Origin of the sequence: Pseudomonas sp. B21_DOA (genome assembly GCA_030544685.1) — a bacterium.
Lineage (GTDB): Bacteria > Pseudomonadota > Gammaproteobacteria > Pseudomonadales > Pseudomonadaceae > Aquipseudomonas > Aquipseudomonas fluorescens_AO.
On record CP086683.1, the window covers coordinates 1093161 to 1110918 of the forward strand.

8 protein-coding genes, 2 tRNA genes, 4 rRNA genes and 1 pseudogene are annotated in these 17758 nt (G+C 56.3%); 9 read left to right on the forward strand and 6 right to left on the reverse strand.

The genetic code is table 11. The features are described 5' to 3' along the window. Positions 1-29: 29 nt before the first annotated feature. The gene (locus LJU32_05235; protein ID WKV89761.1) at positions 30-929 is read right to left on the reverse strand and encodes a LysR family transcriptional regulator; all 900 of its coding nucleotides are present in this window, start codon (positions 927-929) and stop codon (positions 30-32) included. Positions 930-1086: 157 nt separating this feature from the next. Between LJU32_05235 and LJU32_05240 the strand changes: the two genes are divergently transcribed. From LJU32_05240 to rrf (LJU32_05275), 8 genes are all read left to right on the forward strand, one after another. Further along, positions 1087-2268, forward strand: coding sequence for an acyl-CoA dehydrogenase (locus LJU32_05240; GenBank protein WKV89762.1), 1182 nt, complete (start codon positions 1087-1089; stop codon positions 2266-2268). A gap of 14 nt (positions 2269-2282) precedes the next feature. Beyond that, positions 2283-3503 carry a CoA transferase gene (locus LJU32_05245; GenBank protein ID WKV89763.1) on the forward strand — a complete coding sequence of 407 codons (1221 nt, stop codon included), beginning with the start codon at positions 2283-2285 and terminating at the stop codon, positions 3501-3503. A gap of 630 nt (positions 3504-4133) precedes the next feature. Then, a 16S ribosomal RNA gene (locus LJU32_05250) occupies positions 4134-5670 on the forward strand. An 81-nt stretch (positions 5671-5751) separates the two neighbouring features. Further along, a tRNA-Ile gene (locus tag LJU32_05255) sits at positions 5752-5828 on the forward strand. A 30-nt stretch (positions 5829-5858) separates the two neighbouring features. Then, a tRNA-Ala gene (locus tag LJU32_05260) sits at positions 5859-5934 on the forward strand. Between the two features lie 247 nt (positions 5935-6181). Continuing rightward, a 23S ribosomal RNA gene (locus LJU32_05265) occupies positions 6182-9073 on the forward strand. Between the two features lie 153 nt (positions 9074-9226). Further along, positions 9227-9342 (forward strand): 5S ribosomal RNA (rrf, locus tag LJU32_05270). A 105-nt stretch (positions 9343-9447) separates the two neighbouring features. Next, a 5S ribosomal RNA gene (rrf, locus tag LJU32_05275) occupies positions 9448-9563 on the forward strand. Together the 16S, 23S and 5S rRNA genes with 2 tRNA genes alongside form the textbook arrangement of a ribosomal RNA operon. Before the next feature lie 65 nt (positions 9564-9628). Here the strand turns inward: rrf (LJU32_05275) and LJU32_05280 are convergent. The 4 genes and pseudogenes from LJU32_05280 to LJU32_05295 all read right to left on the reverse strand — a co-directional run bounded on the left by LJU32_05280 (position 9629) and on the right by LJU32_05295 (position 14971). Further along, entirely contained in the window at positions 9629-10807 is a 1179-nt protein-coding gene (locus LJU32_05280) for a PepSY domain-containing protein (GenBank protein ID WKV89764.1), read from the reverse strand. Between the two features lie 75 nt (positions 10808-10882). Beyond that, a pseudogene (locus LJU32_05285) lies at positions 10883-13383 on the reverse strand (TonB-dependent siderophore receptor). 86 nt (positions 13384-13469) lie between these two features. After that, on the reverse strand, positions 13470-14471 hold the full coding sequence (locus tag LJU32_05290) for a FecR family protein (protein ID WKV89765.1): 1002 nt from the start codon (positions 14469-14471) through the stop codon (positions 13470-13472). After that, positions 14471-14971, reverse strand: coding sequence for a sigma-70 family RNA polymerase sigma factor (locus LJU32_05295; GenBank protein ID WKV89766.1), 501 nt, complete (start codon positions 14969-14971; stop codon positions 14471-14473). Before LJU32_05295 ends, LJU32_05290 begins: the two co-directional genes overlap by 1 nt. Positions 14972-15283: 312 nt before the next feature. On the opposite strand from LJU32_05295, the gene LJU32_05300 reads away from it, so the two are divergent. Beyond that, the gene (locus LJU32_05300; protein WKV89767.1) at positions 15284-17164 is read left to right on the forward strand and encodes a methyl-accepting chemotaxis protein; all 1881 of its coding nucleotides are present in this window, start codon (positions 15284-15286) and stop codon (positions 17162-17164) included. Between the two features lie 126 nt (positions 17165-17290). On the opposite strand, the gene LJU32_05305 is transcribed toward LJU32_05300, so the two are convergent. Beyond that, positions 17291-17758, reverse strand: a complete 468-nt coding sequence (locus LJU32_05305; GenBank protein ID WKV89768.1) for an SRPBCC family protein — start codon at positions 17756-17758, stop codon at positions 17291-17293.

Here is a 17758-nt window from a genome sequence, read left to right on the forward strand (position 1 = left end):
ACTACGGGGTTAAGTATTGCGCAAAGCCTTTATTCTTCTAGGCTGTAGCTCTGCGCTTGATTTACCAGCCAGTCGCGAAATGCCTTCAGCGATGCCGATTCGACCTTTCGCTCCGGAATCATCAGATAATAGGCCTTGATGCTGGAGAGCGCTTGAGGGTTGGCAACCACCAGCCGTTTCTCTGCCAGCTCGCGCTGGATCAGAAACGGCGGAATCAGCGCGACGCCCATGTCGTGCATGGCTGCCTGGGCGAGCATGGAGAATAGCTCGTAGCGTGGACCTGTCATGTCGCGAGGGATATTCAGTTGCTGCGAGTTGAACCATTGGCGCCAAGCGTAGGGTCGGGTGGTCTGCTGCAGCAGCGGTAGCTCGGCGATGGCTTGCGCTGTCGGTTGCTTGCGATCGCCGAGTAGGGCGGGGCTGCACACCGGCATCGGATTCTCGCCCATCAATCTGTGGGATTCGGTACCCGACCAATCGGCATCACCGAAGTAGATCGCGGCATCGAATTGGGTGTCGGCAAACAGGAATGGCCGGGTGCGGTTGGTCAGATTGACGGTCACTTCCGGGTGCTTGAGCTGGAAATCCTTGAGGCGTGGCAGCAACCACTGCGTGCCGAAAGTCGGCACCACGGCGAGCTCGATAACGTTGGTGCCCTGCTGGCCCATCACCGAGAGGGTATCGCGCTCCACTGCATCGAGCTGAGTCGCCACCCGGCGGCTGTAGGAAAGTCCCGCTTCCGTCAGCTTCACCCCTCGTCGCGAACGCCGGAACAGTTGCACACTGAGGAACTCTTCGAGGTTGGCGATCTGTCGGCAAATGGCGCCTTGGGTGAGGGACAGCTCTTCAGCGGCACGGGTAAAGCTCTCATGGCGGGCGGCAGCTTCGAAGCTGATCAGGGCGGCGGTGCTGGGGATCTTTCTGCGCATGTACGTCAACCTCACTAATGCGCCGCATAAAAGGCTATTCGCGACGTTTCGGAGTGAGAAATTAGCACAACAGGATGCGAAATCCTCGTTTGCCGCGATGGCGAACCGCGCCTAGGATCAATGCCACGTTAATTCACCCGATTGCGAGGGCACACTCATGGGCGGTAAAGCTAGTTTCAATTGGATCGATCCCCTGCTGCTGGATCAACAGCTCACCGAAGAAGAGCGGATGATCCGCGACACCGCCGCGCAGTTCGCTCAACAGAGTCTGGCGCCGCGTGTGCTCGAAGCTTTCCGTCATGAGAAGACCGATCCGGCAATCTTCCGCGAGATGGGTGAAGTCGGCCTGCTCGGTGCGACCATTCCCGAACAATACGGTGGCAGCGGTCTGAACTATGTCAGCTACGGTCTGATTGCCCGAGAGGTCGAGCGCGTCGACTCCGGTTATCGCTCGATGATGAGCGTGCAATCCTCGCTAGTGATGGTGCCGATTAACGAATTCGGCACCGAGGCACAGAAACAGAAGTATCTGCCGAAGCTGGCATCCGGCGAATGGATCGGTTGCTTTGGCCTGACCGAGCCGAACCATGGTTCCGATCCGGGCGCGATGATAAGCCGGGCGCGCAAAGTCGATGGCGGCTACAGCCTGACTGGCGCGAAGATGTGGATCACCAACAGCCCGATCGCTGACGTATTCGTGGTCTGGGCCAAGGACGATGCTGGCGACATCCGTGGTTTCGTTCTGGAGAAAGGCTGGAAAGGTCTGAGCGCTCCGGCGATTCACGGCAAGGTCGGCCTGCGCGCTTCGATCACCGGTGAGATTGTCATGGACAACGTGTTCGTGCCGGAAGAAAACATCTTCCCGGATGTCCGTGGCCTGAAAGGTCCTTTCACCTGCCTCAACTCCGCACGCTATGGCATTTCCTGGGGCGCGCTGGGCGCCGCCGAGTTCTGCTGGCACACCGCACGCCAATACACACTGGATCGTCAGCAGTTCGGTCGACCGTTGGCCGCGACTCAACTGGTGCAGAAGAAACTCGCCGACATGCAGACCGAAATCACCCTGGCACTGCAAGGCTGTCTGCGTCTGGGTCGTATGAAAGACGAAGGTACCGCCGCCGTTGAAATCACTTCGATCATGAAACGCAACTCGTGCGGCAAATCGCTGGATATCGCACGGATGGCGCGCGACATGCTTGGTGGCAATGGCATCTCTGATGAGTTCGGCGTGGCCCGTCACTTGGTTAACCTGGAAGTAGTGAATACCTATGAAGGTACCCACGACGTTCACGCGCTGATCCTCGGGCGTGCGCAAACCGGTCTGCAAGCGTTCTATTAATAGGAGAGCGGACCATGGGCGCACTGTCGCATCTGCGGGTACTGGATTTATCACGAGTGCTGGCCGGGCCTTGGGCCGGACAGATCCTCGCCGACCTTGGCGCCGAAGTGATCAAGGTCGAGCGCCCCGGCAATGGTGACGATACTCGCGCGTGGGGTCCGCCCTTCCTTAAAGACGCTTATGGCGAGAATACGTCGGAAGCGGCGTATTACTTGTCGGCCAACCGCAACAAGCAATCGGTAACCATCGACTTCACCCGGCCTGAAGGGCAGAAGCTGGTGCGCGACCTGGCGTCGAAGTCGGACATCCTCATCGAGAATTTCAAAGTGGGCGGTCTGGCGGCCTACGGCCTGGACTATGAATCGCTGAAGGCGCTCAACCCGAATCTGATCTATTGCTCCATCACCGGCTTCGGCCAGACCGGTCCTTACGCCAAGCGCGCAGGGTATGACTTCATGATCCAGGGCCTTGGCGGCTTGATGAGTCTGACCGGTCGACCTGAAGGAGATGAAGGCGCTGGCCCGGTGAAAGTGGGCGTGGCGCTGACGGATATTCTCACCGGGCTGTATTCGACAGTGGCGATCCTCGCGGCATTGGCTCATCGCGATCACGACGGTGGCGGCCAGCACATCGATATGGCGTTGCTGGATGTGCAAGTCGCGTGTCTGGCCAACCAGGCGATGAACTACCTGACCACGGGCACTGCGCCAAAGCGCCTGGGTAATGCGCATCCGAATATCGTGCCTTATCAGGACTTCCCTACGGCGGATGGTGACTTCATCCTTACCGTGGGTAATGACGGGCAGTTCCGCAAGTTCGCCGAAGTCGCGGGGCAACCGCAGTGGGCGGATGATCCACGCTTCGCGACGAACAAGCTGCGGGTGGCGAACCGCGCGGTGTTGATTCCCTTGATTCGCCAGGCGACTGTCTTCAAGACGACGGCCGAGTGGGTTGCACAACTGGAGCTGGCGGGTGTGCCTTGTGGGCCGATCAATGATCTGTCGCAGGTGTTTGAAGACCCACAAGTGAAGGCGCGCGGTCTGGCGATCGAACTGCCTCATGCATTGGCGGGGATGGTGCCTCAGGTGGCCAGCCCGATTCGATTGTCGGAGACGCCCGTTGAATATCGCCATGCGCCTCCTTTATTGGGTGAGCACACATTAGAGGTTCTGCAGCGGGTGCTGGGTCTGAAGGCAGGTGCGGTGACTATGTTGAAGGAGGAAGGCGTCCTTTAAGGCTTCTTCTATATAGAAGGCGCTCTTTTCTCATCTGATTGGATGTTTTTTAACCAATACGCAACTTATTGAAAGAAAAGCGAAATTAACGGTTGACGGCAGATTCCAGAGGTCTATAATTCGCCCCACTTCCGGCGCAGTCGAAACGGAAAACTCCTTGAGATTCAAAGAGTTACGCAGTTTTCGACAGTGGCTTGCTTCAGATCATCGAAGCCTGGAAGGAGTTGATAGAGCAGTGATGTGTAGCTCTTTTAACGGTTCGATCTTCTCGGTCGAAAGCGGAGAAGAAGAGGTGTTGACAGCAGCGATTAACGCTGTAGAATTCGCCTCCCGCTAACGAGAGATCGGAAGCGCAAGTGGTTGAAGTTGTTGAAGAATTCTTCGAAAACTTCTGAAAATAATCACTTGACAGCAAATGAGGCTGCTGTAGAATGCGCGCCTCGGTTGAGACGAAAGATCTTAACCAACCGCTCTTTAACAACTGAATCAAGCAATTCGTGTGGGTGCTTGTGCAGTCAGACTGATAGTCAACAAGATTATCAGCATCACAAGTTACTCCGCGAGAAATCAAAGATGTAACCAACGATTGCTGAGCCAAGTTTAGGGTCTCTTAAAAACCCAAAGATGTTTGAACTGAAGAGTTTGATCATGGCTCAGATTGAACGCTGGCGGCAGGCCTAACACATGCAAGTCGAGCGGATGAAAGGAGCTTGCTCCTGGATTCAGCGGCGGACGGGTGAGTAATGCCTAGGAATCTGCCTGGTAGTGGGGGACAACGTTTCGAAAGGAACGCTAATACCGCATACGTCCTACGGGAGAAAGCAGGGGACCTTCGGGCCTTGCGCTATCAGATGAGCCTAGGTCGGATTAGCTAGTTGGTGAGGTAATGGCTCACCAAGGCGACGATCCGTAACTGGTCTGAGAGGATGATCAGTCACACTGGAACTGAGACACGGTCCAGACTCCTACGGGAGGCAGCAGTGGGGAATATTGGACAATGGGCGAAAGCCTGATCCAGCCATGCCGCGTGTGTGAAGAAGGTCTTCGGATTGTAAAGCACTTTAAGTTGGGAGGAAGGGTTGTAGATTAATACTCTGCAATTTTGACGTTACCGACAGAATAAGCACCGGCTAACTCTGTGCCAGCAGCCGCGGTAATACAGAGGGTGCAAGCGTTAATCGGAATTACTGGGCGTAAAGCGCGCGTAGGTGGTTTGTTAAGTTGGATGTGAAATCCCCGGGCTCAACCTGGGAACTGCATCCAAAACTGGCAAGCTAGAGTATGGTAGAGGGTGGTGGAATTTCCTGTGTAGCGGTGAAATGCGTAGATATAGGAAGGAACACCAGTGGCGAAGGCGACCACCTGGACTGATACTGACACTGAGGTGCGAAAGCGTGGGGAGCAAACAGGATTAGATACCCTGGTAGTCCACGCCGTAAACGATGTCAACTAGCCGTTGGGAGCCTTGAGCTCTTAGTGGCGCAGCTAACGCATTAAGTTGACCGCCTGGGGAGTACGGCCGCAAGGTTAAAACTCAAATGAATTGACGGGGGCCCGCACAAGCGGTGGAGCATGTGGTTTAATTCGAAGCAACGCGAAGAACCTTACCAGGCCTTGACATCCAATGAACTTTCCAGAGATGGATTGGTGCCTTCGGGAACATTGAGACAGGTGCTGCATGGCTGTCGTCAGCTCGTGTCGTGAGATGTTGGGTTAAGTCCCGTAACGAGCGCAACCCTTGTCCTTAGTTACCAGCACGTTAAGGTGGGCACTCTAAGGAGACTGCCGGTGACAAACCGGAGGAAGGTGGGGATGACGTCAAGTCATCATGGCCCTTACGGCCTGGGCTACACACGTGCTACAATGGTCGGTACAAAGGGTTGCCAAGCCGCGAGGTGGAGCTAATCCCATAAAACCGATCGTAGTCCGGATCGCAGTCTGCAACTCGACTGCGTGAAGTCGGAATCGCTAGTAATCGCGAATCAGAATGTCGCGGTGAATACGTTCCCGGGCCTTGTACACACCGCCCGTCACACCATGGGAGTGGGTTGCACCAGAAGTAGCTAGTCTAACCTTCGGGAGGACGGTTACCACGGTGTGATTCATGACTGGGGTGAAGTCGTAACAAGGTAGCCGTAGGGGAACCTGCGGCTGGATCACCTCCTTAATCGACGACATCAGCTGCTGCATGAGCTCCCACACGAATTGCTTGATTCATTGAAGAAGACGATAGAAGCAGCCCGAAATTGGGTCTGTAGCTCAGTTGGTTAGAGCGCACCCCTGATAAGGGTGAGGTCGGCAGTTCGAATCTGCCCAGACCCACCAATTTTGTGTGGGAAACGCCTGTAGAAATACGGGGCCATAGCTCAGCTGGGAGAGCGCCTGCCTTGCACGCAGGAGGTCAGCGGTTCGATCCCGCTTGGCTCCACCACTACTGCTTCTGAAGTTTGAAAGCTTAGAAATGAGCATTCCACCGGTTCGGTGATGAATGTTGATTTCTAGTCTTTGACTAGATCGTTCTTTAAAAATTTGGGTATGTGATAGAAAGATAGACTGAACGTTACTTTCACTGGTAACGGATCAGGCTAAGGTAAAATTTGTGAGTTCTCTTAGTTGAGAAATTCGAATTTTCGGCGAATGTCGTCTTCACAGTATAACCAGATTGCTTGGGGTTATATGGTCAAGTGAAGAAGCGCATACGGTGGATGCCTTGGCAGTCAGAGGCGATGAAAGACGTGGTAGCCTGCGAAAAGCTTCGGGGAGTCGGCAAACAGACTTTGATCCGGAGATGTCTGAATGGGGGAACCCAGCCATCATAAGATGGTTATCTTGTACTGAATACATAGGTGCAAGAGGCGAACCAGGGGAACTGAAACATCTAAGTACCCTGAGGAAAAGAAATCAACCGAGATTCCCTTAGTAGTGGCGAGCGAACGGGGACTAGCCCTTAAGTGGCTTTGAGATTAGCGGAACGCTCTGGAAAGTGCGGCCATAGTGGGTGATAGCCCTGTACGCGAAAATCTCTTAGTCATGAAATCGAGTAGGACGGAGCACGAGAAACTTTGTCTGAATATGGGGGGACCATCCTCCAAGGCTAAATACTACTGACTGACCGATAGTGAACTAGTACCGTGAGGGAAAGGCGAAAAGAACCCCGGAGAGGGGAGTGAAATAGATCCTGAAACCGTATGCGTACAAGCAGTGGGAGCAGACTTTGTTCTGTGACTGCGTACCTTTTGTATAATGGGTCAGCGACTTATTTTCAGTGGCGAGCTTAACCGAATAGGGGAGGCGTAGCGAAAGCGAGTCTTAATAGGGCGTCTAGTCGCTGGGAATAGACCCGAAACCGGGCGATCTATCCATGGGCAGGTTGAAGGTTAGGTAACACTGACTGGAGGACCGAACCGACTACCGTTGAAAAGTTAGCGGATGACCTGTGGATCGGAGTGAAAGGCTAATCAAGCTCGGAGATAGCTGGTTCTCCTCGAAAGCTATTTAGGTAGCGCCTCATGTATCACTGTAGGGGTAGAGCACTGTTTCGGCTAGGGGTCATCCCGACTTACCAAACCGATGCAAACTCCGAATACCTACAAGTGCCGAGCATGGGAGACACACGGCGGGTGCTAACGTCCGTCGTGAAAAGGGAAACAACCCAGACCGTCAGCTAAGGTCCCAAAGTTATGGTTAAGTGGGAAACGATGTGGGAAGGCTTAGACAGCTAGGAGGTTGGCTTAGAAGCAGCCACCCTTTAAAGAAAGCGTAATAGCTCACTAGTCGAGTCGGCCTGCGCGGAAGATGTAACGGGGCTCAAACCATACACCGAAGCTACGGGTATCATCTTCGGATGATGCGGTAGAGGAGCGTTCTGTAAGCCTGTGAAGGTGAGTTGAGAAGCTTGCTGGAGGTATCAGAAGTGCGAATGCTGACATGAGTAACGACAATGGGTGTGAAAAACACCCACGCCGAAAGACCAAGGTTTCCTGCGCAACGTTAATCGACGCAGGGTTAGTCGGTCCCTAAGGCGAGGCTGAAAAGCGTAGTCGATGGAAAACAGGTTAATATTCCTGTACTTCTGGTTATTGCGATGGAGGGACGGAGAAGGCTAGGCCAGCTTGGCGTTGGTTGTCCAAGTTTAAGGTGGTAGGCTGAGATCTTAGGTAAATCCGGGATCTTAAGGCCGAGAGCTGATGACGAGTTACCCTTTGGGTGACGAAGTGGTTGATGCCATGCTTCCAAGAAAAGCTTCTAAGCTTCAGGTAACCAGGAACCGTACCCCAAACCGACACAGGTGGTTGGGTAGAGAATACCAAGGCGCTTGAGAGAACTCGGGTGAAGGAACTAGGCAAAATGGCACCGTAACTTCGGGAGAAGGTGCGCCGGTGAGGGTGAAGGACTTGCTCCGTAAGCTCATGCCGGTCGAAGATACCAGGCCGCTGCGACTGTTTATTAAAAACACAGCACTCTGCAAACACGAAAGTGGACGTATAGGGTGTGACGCCTGCCCGGTGCCGGAAGGTTAATTGATGGGGTTAGCTAACGCGAAGCTCTTGATCGAAGCCCCGGTAAACGGCGGCCGTAACTATAACGGTCCTAAGGTAGCGAAATTCCTTGTCGGGTAAGTTCCGACCTGCACGAATGGCGTAACGATGGCGGCGCTGTCTCCACCCGAGACTCAGTGAAATTGAAATCGCTGTGAAGATGCAGTGTATCCGCGGCTAGACGGAAAGACCCCGTGAACCTTTACTATAGCTTTGCACTGGACTTTGAATTTGCTTGTGTAGGATAGGTGGGAGGCTTTGAAGCGTGGACGCCAGTTCGCGTGGAGCCATCCTTGAAATACCACCCTGGCAACTTTGAGGTTCTAACTCAGGTCCGTTATCCGGATCGAGGACAGTGTATGGTGGGTAGTTTGACTGGGGCGGTCTCCTCCTAAAGAGTAACGGAGGAGTACGAAGGTGCGCTCAGACCGGTCGGAAATCGGTCGTAGAGTATAAAGGCAAAAGCGCGCTTGACTGCGAGACAGACACGTCGAGCAGGTACGAAAGTAGGTCTTAGTGATCCGGTGGTTCTGTATGGAAGGGCCATCGCTCAACGGATAAAAGGTACTCCGGGGATAACAGGCTGATACCGCCCAAGAGTTCATATCGACGGCGGTGTTTGGCACCTCGATGTCGGCTCATCACATCCTGGGGCTGAAGCCGGTCCCAAGGGTATGGCTGTTCGCCATTTAAAGTGGTACGCGAGCTGGGTTTAGAACGTCGTGAGACAGTTCGGTCCCTATCTGCCGTGGACGTTTGAGATTTGAGAGGGGCTGCTCCTAGTACGAGAGGACCGGAGTGGACGAACCTCTGGTGTTCCGGTTGTCACGCCAGTGGCATTGCCGGGTAGCTATGTTCGGGAAAGATAACCGCTGAAAGCATCTAAGCGGGAAACTTGCCTCAAGATGAGATCTCACTGGAACCTTGAGTTCCCTGAAGGGCCGTCGAAGACTACGACGTTGATAGGTTGGGTGTGTAAGCGCTGTGAGGCGTTGAGCTAACCAATACTAATTGCCCGTGAGGCTTGACCATATAACACCCAAGCAATTTGCTGACCTGAGAAGGCACCAGATTGCGGTGTGTGAAGACGAAACGAACCGAAAGTTCGAAACGCACAAACACCAGCTGTCACATACCCAATTTGCTGAAGCGAGACCATCTGGTCACGAGTCAGTACCCGAATTTCTTGACGACCATAGAGCGTTGGAACCACCTGATCCCATCCCGAACTCAGCAGTGAAACGATGCATCGCCGATGGTAGTGTGGGGTTTCCCCATGTGAGAGTAGGTCATCGTCAAGATTAAATTCCGAAACCCCAATTGCGAAAGCAGTTGGGGTTTTGTTTTAGTAGAAGTTCCTGTTTTTGCTGGCCTGTTACCGTGTTGACGGGCCAGATAAAGAATTTCTTGACGACCATAGAACATTGGAACCACCTGATCCCATCCCGAACTCAGAAGTGAAACGATGTATCGCCGATGGTAGTGTGGGGTTTCCCCATGTGAGAGTAGGTCATCGTCAAGATTGAATTCGAAACCCCTGTCTGCTAACGCAGACAGGGGTTTTGTCATTTAAGCGTGTATGAAAGATCAGGCCGTTCTGCGATTCTTGCTGCTGCGTCTTGCCTGCCACTTGCGCCACCAGATATATACCCCCGTCCCTGACAGCCCCGCAATCAACACACCCAATACTGCGATCATTATCTGCCCTGTCACGCCGATGATCCGTCCCCCATGTATCGGCAACTGCAGTCGATAGAACTGCTCTCCCAGCGTGCCCTGTCCGGCGATTTCCTGTCCTAACAAGCGACCGTCGGTACCGTGAAAGAACAACCAGGATTTACCGTGTGCGTCCGTATCGTGCTGTCCAAACCCTGCGCCGTAGAAGTTGTACTCAAAGCTGTAATACAACTCGCCGATTGCCGCCGTCAGTCCTAATCGTTTCCCTTCCTGCAATGCCCTTTCGTACGCCTGTTGATAACTTAACTGTGTCGTCCCCAGTTGATCAGCGGGCATTCGTCCTCTGGCTTCATAAACGCTCGGCTCGATTGGCGAAAACAACGAAACCGCAGGCTTGAACACCTGGCTCGGCAAGTTCATCGCCACGCTGCTGACGGCGATCGGTAACAACAGTAGCCACAGCCACAATCCGCCGGCGCGATGTAGATCGAAGTTCAAACGGTAGGCATGCCCGCCTTTCACCTTCCACGCAGTCGCCCACTTCTTCCAGAAGGGCTTGCCGCGCGGCAAGGTCAGCCACAATGCTATAAAGCAGTCGATCACCCACGCGATGGCCACCCCACCCATCAACAGCAATCCCCAGTTACCGGGCAATGTCAGGTTGTAGTGAAACTCCAGAATGAACGGGATGAAGTTCTCCCGCTGAAAGCAGCATTCGCCCCAGTAACGCGCGCCTTTGTGCTCCGCACTCACCGGATCCAGATAAAACACCTGATTACGTTCATTGAACGGCTGACCCGTTGCTGGATCATTGCGTGGAACTGCCGCCAGCAGCGCCGTATGCCCCGCCTCCTGCGGATACTCCATGTACCAGACTTGCAATTTCGGATGCGAAGTCTGCACCGCATCTACCAACGCGCCCGGCGGCAAGCGCTCACCCTGTGAAGTCGCCTCATAGAACTGCGGGTTCAGCCACTCATCCAGTTCATGATTGAACGCCAGTACACTGCCTGTGAGGCCCGCCAACACAAGAAACACAGCAGTAGCCAAGCCCATATAACGATGCAACAAAACCAGAAACGCACGCATGCAAGACACCCCGAATAAACGACAAAGCCAGCCCCTGACAGCAGGGGCTGGCTTTTTTATGCACAGAACAATGCTTTAGAACTGATAGCTGACGGTCGCCGCTACGTTGCGTTCTTCGCCCATGTAGCAGAAGTTCAGACTGGCGCAGGACGCGACATAGGATTCATTGGTCAGGTTGTTTGCATTGAGCCGAACATCAACACCCTTCAAACCAATCTTGCCCAGGTCATAACCAATCGAGGCATCGAACAGCGTGTAAGACGGCACCTTCATCGTGTTCTCCGCATCGGCCCAGCTGTAGCCGACATAGCGCACCCCACCACCCAAGCGCAGCCCATCAAGTGCGGCGCTGTCGAACTTGTAGTCAGCCCACAGCGAGGCCATGTGGCGCGGCGCTTGAGTTGGCGAGTTGCCCTTGTTCTCGATGACATCGGTCGGCGTGCTCAAGGTGCTGATCATCGATTTGGAATATTCGATATCAGTGAAGGTGTAACTACCGAGTACTTTCAAGTTATCGGTCAGTTGCATGTGCGCTTCCAGCTCCAGACCTTGCGAGCGTACGGCGCCGACTGCGCGGTAGAAGTTCTCCTGCGGCAGTTTGGTCGCGAGGTTTTCCTGGTCGATGCGGAACAGCGAGGCGGTGAACAGGTTGTCGGTGCCCGGCGGCTGATACTTCAAGCCGACTTCCCACTGCGTGCCATCGGTGGGGGCCAGTGGATTACCGGCGCTGTCGGCATAGGAGTTCGGGTTAAACGACTCGGAGTAGCTGATGTATGGCGCCAGACCGTTATCAAACAGGTATAAAGCGCCGGCACGCCCAGTGAGTTTCGTGCGCCGATCATTGATCTCTGTACCCACCGGGCGCCCCGCTTCGGCGATGCGGTTTTCATCGGATGTCTCGACCCAGTCCTGACGCAGGCCCAGCGAGAAGCGCCACTTGTCCATCTCGATCAGGTCTTGCAGATACACACCGGTCTGCTCCAGACGACGCAGATAGCTGGTGTCGCCGTACATTTCGATCGCCGAATTGCCATACACCGGATTGAACGCATTGATCGGCGCGAGCCCACCGCTGGTCCAGTCGACCACGGTTTTGCGCCGTTGATAATCCGCGCCCATCAGCACCGTGTGCTTGGTCGCGCCGGTGAAGAATTCGGCCTGCAACATGTTGTCGACGATGAACGCATGCAGGCGCTCATCACCGCCGGTGTAATAGCGGTTCAGTTCATTGCTGGTCGGGGTGGTCCAGCCATAGGCGTAGACCTGATCCATGTTCACTTTGGAATCGAGATAGCGGAAGTTCTGCCGCGCTGTGAAGACATCGTTGAAGCGATGTTCGAACTGATAGCCGAACGATTGCTGGTCACGGGAGTAGCCGTCGATCCCCGGCTCGCCCTCGAAGAAGCGCGGCGAGATGCGCTCGCCATTGCGCTGATGGATCGTGCCGTCCGCCGGAACGCCGCCGTGGTAGCCACCGTCCGGATCGTGTTGCAGGTAGGCCTGCAGGGTCAGCGAGGTGTCTTCGCTGAAATCGATGCTCAACGTCGGCGCGAGGGCAAAGCGTTTTTCCTTGTTGTGATCGAATTGCGTGTCGGACTGATCGCTCAATCCGGTCAGACGATAGGCAATCCGCTTGTCGTCATCGACCGGACCGCTGAAGTCAAACCCAACCCCGCGCTGGCCTTGCGTCCCCACTGTGGCCTGCATCTGGTGGTAAGGCTCATACAACGGTTTTTGCTGGTCAGTGCGACCAGACCGCCGGGCGAGCTACGTCCGTACAGCACGGACGACGGGCCTTTGAGAATGTCCACACGCTCAAGGAAATACGGATCGACCTGCATGGTGCTGTAAGTGCCGCTGTCGCCCATCGACTTGAGGCCGTCGAGGTAGATGTTGTCCACCGAGCCGTCGTTGAAACCGCGCATCGCCACGTAGTCGTAACGGTGCGTAGCGCCATACGGGTTGGTCAGCACGCCCGGGGTGTAGCGCATCGCTTGCGAGACGGTCTGCGAGCCTTGGTCATCCATTTGCTCGCGTGTGACCACGGACACGCTTTGCGAAGTTTCCAGCAGGGCGGTACTGGTCTTGGTGGCGATCTGGCTGTGCGTGGCGTTGTAGCCGGCCATGCTGCCCAGCGCGTTGCCGAGGGCGAAACCTTTGATGTCGGTGGTCGGCAAGGCCAGTGCTTCGCTTTCAGCGAGTGGGCGCAGAATGTAGCTGCTGCCGTCCTGGCTGACGGCCTCCAGTCCTGAGCCGCCGAGCAAATGGCTCAAGGCCTGGTCGGTCGAATATTCACCCTGCACGCCGGGAGATTGCTGACCTTGAGTCTGTTGCGGCGTCATCGCCAAGGTGATGCCGGCCTGCCGGGCAAACTGATTCAACGCCTCGCCCAATGGCCCGGCAGCAATGTTGTAGCGGTGGCTGATCTCGGTGCCGGTGTTGGCGGCCAGACTCAGGCTCGGTAACACGCTGACGCCCAGCGCGGTGGTCAGCAGTGCCGCGCGAACCGCATGGCGCAGCAGTGTCGATTCTGCAGTGAAATTCAGAGGGTTCTTACAAGTGGCGCGGACAGTCATTGTGGATTTCCGTAGGCAGTCGCGGGGGCTGAGTTGAAGTGCTTACTGACTAAGCCGGACTGCCTGCGGAAACCCGCCAAAAATAATCACACCGCACGTTCCAGGGTCACCCACCAGCGGGTGCGATAACGCAATTGCACCGGCAGCGTCTGCGGCAGGACCGCCAGCAGCCTGTCGGTGTCCTCCAGACGGAACACTCCAGAGAGGCGCAGGTCTGCGATATCCGCCGAACAATGGAGATAGCCCGGGCGATAACGGCCGACTTCAGCGAGGAAGTCGCCCAGCCGCATATTGCGCGTGACAATCAAACCGTCGAGCCAGGCGCCTGCATCCATATCCAGTGTCGGCGCTGCGCGCAAACCGCTTTGGTCGACCAGAAAACTCTGCCCGGCGAGCGCTTCGAGCGAATGACCGCCAGCCCTAACAACCACCCGGCCACGGGTAACGCTGAGCCGCGTGCACTGATCGTCCTGACGCAAAATGAAACGCGCATCGACCGGCGCATAACTGCCGTGGCGATTCTGTATGCGCAGCGGTCGATCGGCCGCCGCGCCTTCGTCAGCGCCGCCGCAGGTAACGATAATCTCGCCGCGGGTCAGTTTGATCAGGCGCTGCTGCGCGGTGTAATCCAGGTCTACGGCGCTGGCGGTGTTGAGTTCGATGCGCGTGCCGTCGGGCAACTGGAAACCGCGCCGTTCGCCGGTCGCCGTCGCGTAGTCGGCACTCCATTGCTGCCAGGCGGCGCTGTCCTTGGCCAGCCACGCGGCGGAGCCCATCAACAGCGCGCCCGACAACAACTTCAAGGCCTGGCGTCGGCCTAGCCCCTGCGCACTGTTTTCCAAGGTGTTGAAAGCGACCTGCGCACCCGGCACGGCGCGCAGACTGGAACTCAATTCGGCTTGCAGCGACTGCACCCGCTGCCAGGCGATTTCATGTTCATGATGCTCGGCGCGCCACTGCTCACATTGGCGAGTCAGCCGCGAATTGCCGTGGTTGTTGCGCAGCCGCAGCAGCCAGTGAATCGCTTGCTTGACCACGTGTTGGCGCGGTTCGACGCGGCGAGCGAATGAGAGGTTATCCACAGGCATCAGCTTTCATACCGCAACACATAGCAGTGATACAGCGCATCGGCGACGTAGCGTTCCACTGAACGTACCGACACGCTCAACTGCTCGGCGATCTGTTTGTGGGTCAAACCTTCGCACTGTGCCAGGAGAAATGCCTGACGCACTTTCGGCTTCAGTCCTTCGAGCATGCGCGCAATGCTTTCCAGTAGTTCCAGCACCAACGCGCGCGATTCGGCGTCAGGTACTTCGCCTTCAGGCAAGTGAGCAATGGTTTCCAGATAGGCCCGCTCGATTTCCTCGCGGCGCCAATGGTCTATCACCAGACCGCGCGCGATGGTCCGCAGGAACGCGCGGGGCGCTTTCAGTTCGAGGCGTTCGGTGCGTTGCAGCAGGCGCAGAAAAGTGTCCTGAGCCAGATCCGCAGCATCCGCCGCATTGCCCAGCCGCGCGCGCAGCCAAGCGTTGAGCCAGCCGTGATGACTACCGTAAAGCGCCTGTACGACCAACTCAGGTGAAGACATGACCACGCCAGCCCGAACGTCACAAATGATAATTAGTCGCATTGTCATCAAGGGTTACAGATTTTGCAACTGTCGCCCCCATGTTGATGCGAAAAATTCCCTCGCAGCCGCTCTGGCACGCCGTTCGGCGGGAATCCTGCACAAACCCGGTTCATTTCTCACGCGCCCCTAAGATTTCTCCGCCGCTGGCCGACAGACTGGTGAGAAATGCGTGCACCAAAGTAGAGCGGCCAGAAGAACGCTGCCTGCACCGTACATGGAATGTTGCATCCGGAAACGCATCCCCACTTTTGGCATAAGAAGTCCCATGAAATGAATCTCAAGTTCAGCCATAAAATCCTCCTGGCCGCTTCGGGCGTCGTGGTCCTGGCGTTCGCGTTGTTCACGCTCTACAACGATTATCTGCAGCGAAACACCATTCGCCAGAACCTGCAGTCCTCCGTGCAACAGGCCGGTGACCTGACCGCCAGCAGCGTGCAGAACTGGATGAGCGGGCGCATTCTGGTGCTGGAAAACCTCGCGCAGAACGTTGCCCATCAAGGCAGGAATGCCGACCTCCCCGGCCTTGTCGATCAACCGGCCTTCACGTCGAACTTCCAGTTCACTTATGTCGGGCAGGCCAACGGTGTCTTCACCCAGCGCCCTGATGCGAAGATGCCGGACGGTTACGATCCGCGTCAGCGCCCTTGGTACAAGCAGGCAGTGGCCGCCGATAAAACCATGCTGACCCCGCCGTACATGGCGGCCGTCGGCGGTTTGGTGGTGACCATCGCCATGCCGGTGAAAAAGGACGGTGAATTGCTCGGTGTGGTCGGCGGTGACCTGAGCCTCGAAACGCTGGTGAAGATCATCAACTCGGTGGACTTCGGTGGCCTCGGCCATGCGTTTCTGGTCAGTGCCGACGGTCAGGTGATCGTCAGCCCTGACAAAGATCAGGTAATGAAAAACCTCAAGGACATCTACCCGAACACCAGCGTGCGCATCGAGAAGGGCAACCAGAACGTGGTGCTCAACGGCCAGGAACGCATTCTCTCGTTCACCCCGGTCAGCGATCTGCCGAATGCGCAGTGGTACATCGGTCTGTCGATCGATCGCGACAAGGCCTACGCCGCACTCAGCCAATTCCGCACCTCGGCGTTGATCGCCATGTTTGTCGCGGTCGCGGCGATTGCGTTACTGTTGAGCCTGTTGATCAACGTGTTGATGCGTCCGCTGACCACCATGGGCCGCGCGATGAAAGACATCGCCCAGGGCGAGGGCGATCTGACCCGGCGTCTGGTGGTCGAGAGCAAAGACGAGTTCGGTGAACTGGGCAGCGCGTTCAACCAGTTCGTTGAACGGATTCACGCATCGATTTCCGAAGTGTCGTCGGCGACCCGTCACGTACATGACCTGTCGCAACGGGTGATGGCGTCGTCCAACGCTTCGATCGTCGGTTCCGACGAGCAGAGTGCGCGCACCAACAGCGTGGCGGCGGCGATCAATCAGCTGGGCGCGGCCACTCAGGAAATCGCGCGCAACGCGGCGGATGCTTCGCAACACGCCAGTGGCGCTTCCGAGCAAGCCGACGACGGTCGTCAGGTGGTCGAGCAAACCATTCAGGCGATGACCGAGTTGTCGCAGAAGATCAGCCTGTCATGCACGCAGATCGAAACCTTGAATGCCAGCACCGACAACATCGGCCACATCCTCGATGTGATTAAAGGCATCTCGCAGCAGACCAACCTGCTGGCGCTCAACGCTGCCATCGAGGCTGCGCGTGCCGGTGAAGCCGGGCGCGGTTTTGCCGTGGTCGCCGATGAGGTGCGCAACCTTGCGCATCGCACCCAGGAATCGGCGGAAGAGATCCACAAGATGATCACCTCGCTGCAGGTCGGCTCGCGCGAAGCGGTGAGCACCATGAACGCCAGCCAGGCGTCCAGCGAGCAGAGCGTGGAAGTGGCGAATCAGGCCGGTCTGCGCCTGGTCAGCGTGACCCAGCGCATCGGCGAAATCGACGGCATGAACCAGTCGGTGGCCGCTGCGACTGAAGAGCAGACTGCGGTGGTGGAAACCCTCAACGTCGACGTCAACCAGATCAACCTGTTGAACCAGCAGAGCGTGGCCAACCTCAATGAAACGTTGAAGGATTGTGATGCGTTGTCTCAGCAGGCCAATCGCCTGAAGCAATTGGTCGACAGCTTCAAAATCTGATTTTCAGATTGCAGACCTCGTTATCGTTCTTCGCGAGCAGGCTCGCTCCCACAGGGAAATGCATTCCGGATGTGGGAGCGAGCCTGCTCGCGAAAGCGGCGGTTCAATCACCGCCAAACCGATGCCTTAAACAAACAGCTTCAAGACATTGCCCATCGCATCATCGGCAAACCCCTGCACGAAATCCCTGAACCCCGGCAATGCTTCATCCCCACCCGCAGCCGGTTCGGCAATGATCGTCCAGGTCGCTCGCGACTTCCCTGCGCTCAGCGATTCCACTTGCATCGCCGCCCACAGATTCCCCACCCCCAACGTGTTGTAGATCGTCGTCCAGGTCATGCGCTGCGCCTGTTCATCGCGCGAGTTGAGTTGTTCGACCACGACGTTGCCGTCCTTGAAGATTTTCTTGCGCAGCGATGACACGCCCTCGCCGGTCATTTCGGTGTGCGACAGCGCCGGAATGAATCGATCGAAGCCAGCGAAATCGCCAACGATCGCCCAGACTTTTGCCGCGTCCGCCGGCACTTCCACCGACGACACAACGTGGCAGCCTTGCGGGTTTTTGATCAGGGTGTCGGGTTGCAGATTGATCAT

Coding starts and splice junctions, on each gene's coding strand:
- LJU32_05235 (WKV89761.1), bottom strand. CDS start 929: ATGCGCAGAAAGATCCCCAGCACCGCCGCCCTGATCAGCTTCGAAGCT.
- LJU32_05240 (WKV89762.1), top strand. CDS start 1,087: ATGGGCGGTAAAGCTAGTTTCAATTGGATCGATCCCCTGCTGCTGGAT.
- LJU32_05245 (WKV89763.1), top strand. CDS start 2,283: ATGGGCGCACTGTCGCATCTGCGGGTACTGGATTTATCACGAGTGCTG.
- LJU32_05280 (WKV89764.1), bottom strand. CDS start 10,807: ATGCGTGCGTTTCTGGTTTTGTTGCATCGTTATATGGGCTTGGCTACT.
- LJU32_05290 (WKV89765.1), bottom strand. CDS start 14,471: ATGCCTGTGGATAACCTCTCATTCGCTCGCCGCGTCGAACCGCGCCAA.
- LJU32_05295 (WKV89766.1), bottom strand. CDS start 14,971: ATGTCTTCACCTGAGTTGGTCGTACAGGCGCTTTACGGTAGTCATCAC.
- LJU32_05300 (WKV89767.1), top strand. CDS start 15,284: ATGAATCTCAAGTTCAGCCATAAAATCCTCCTGGCCGCTTCGGGCGTC.
- LJU32_05305 (WKV89768.1), bottom strand. CDS start 17,758: ATGATCAATCTGCAACCCGACACCCTGATCAAAAACCCGCAAGGCTGC.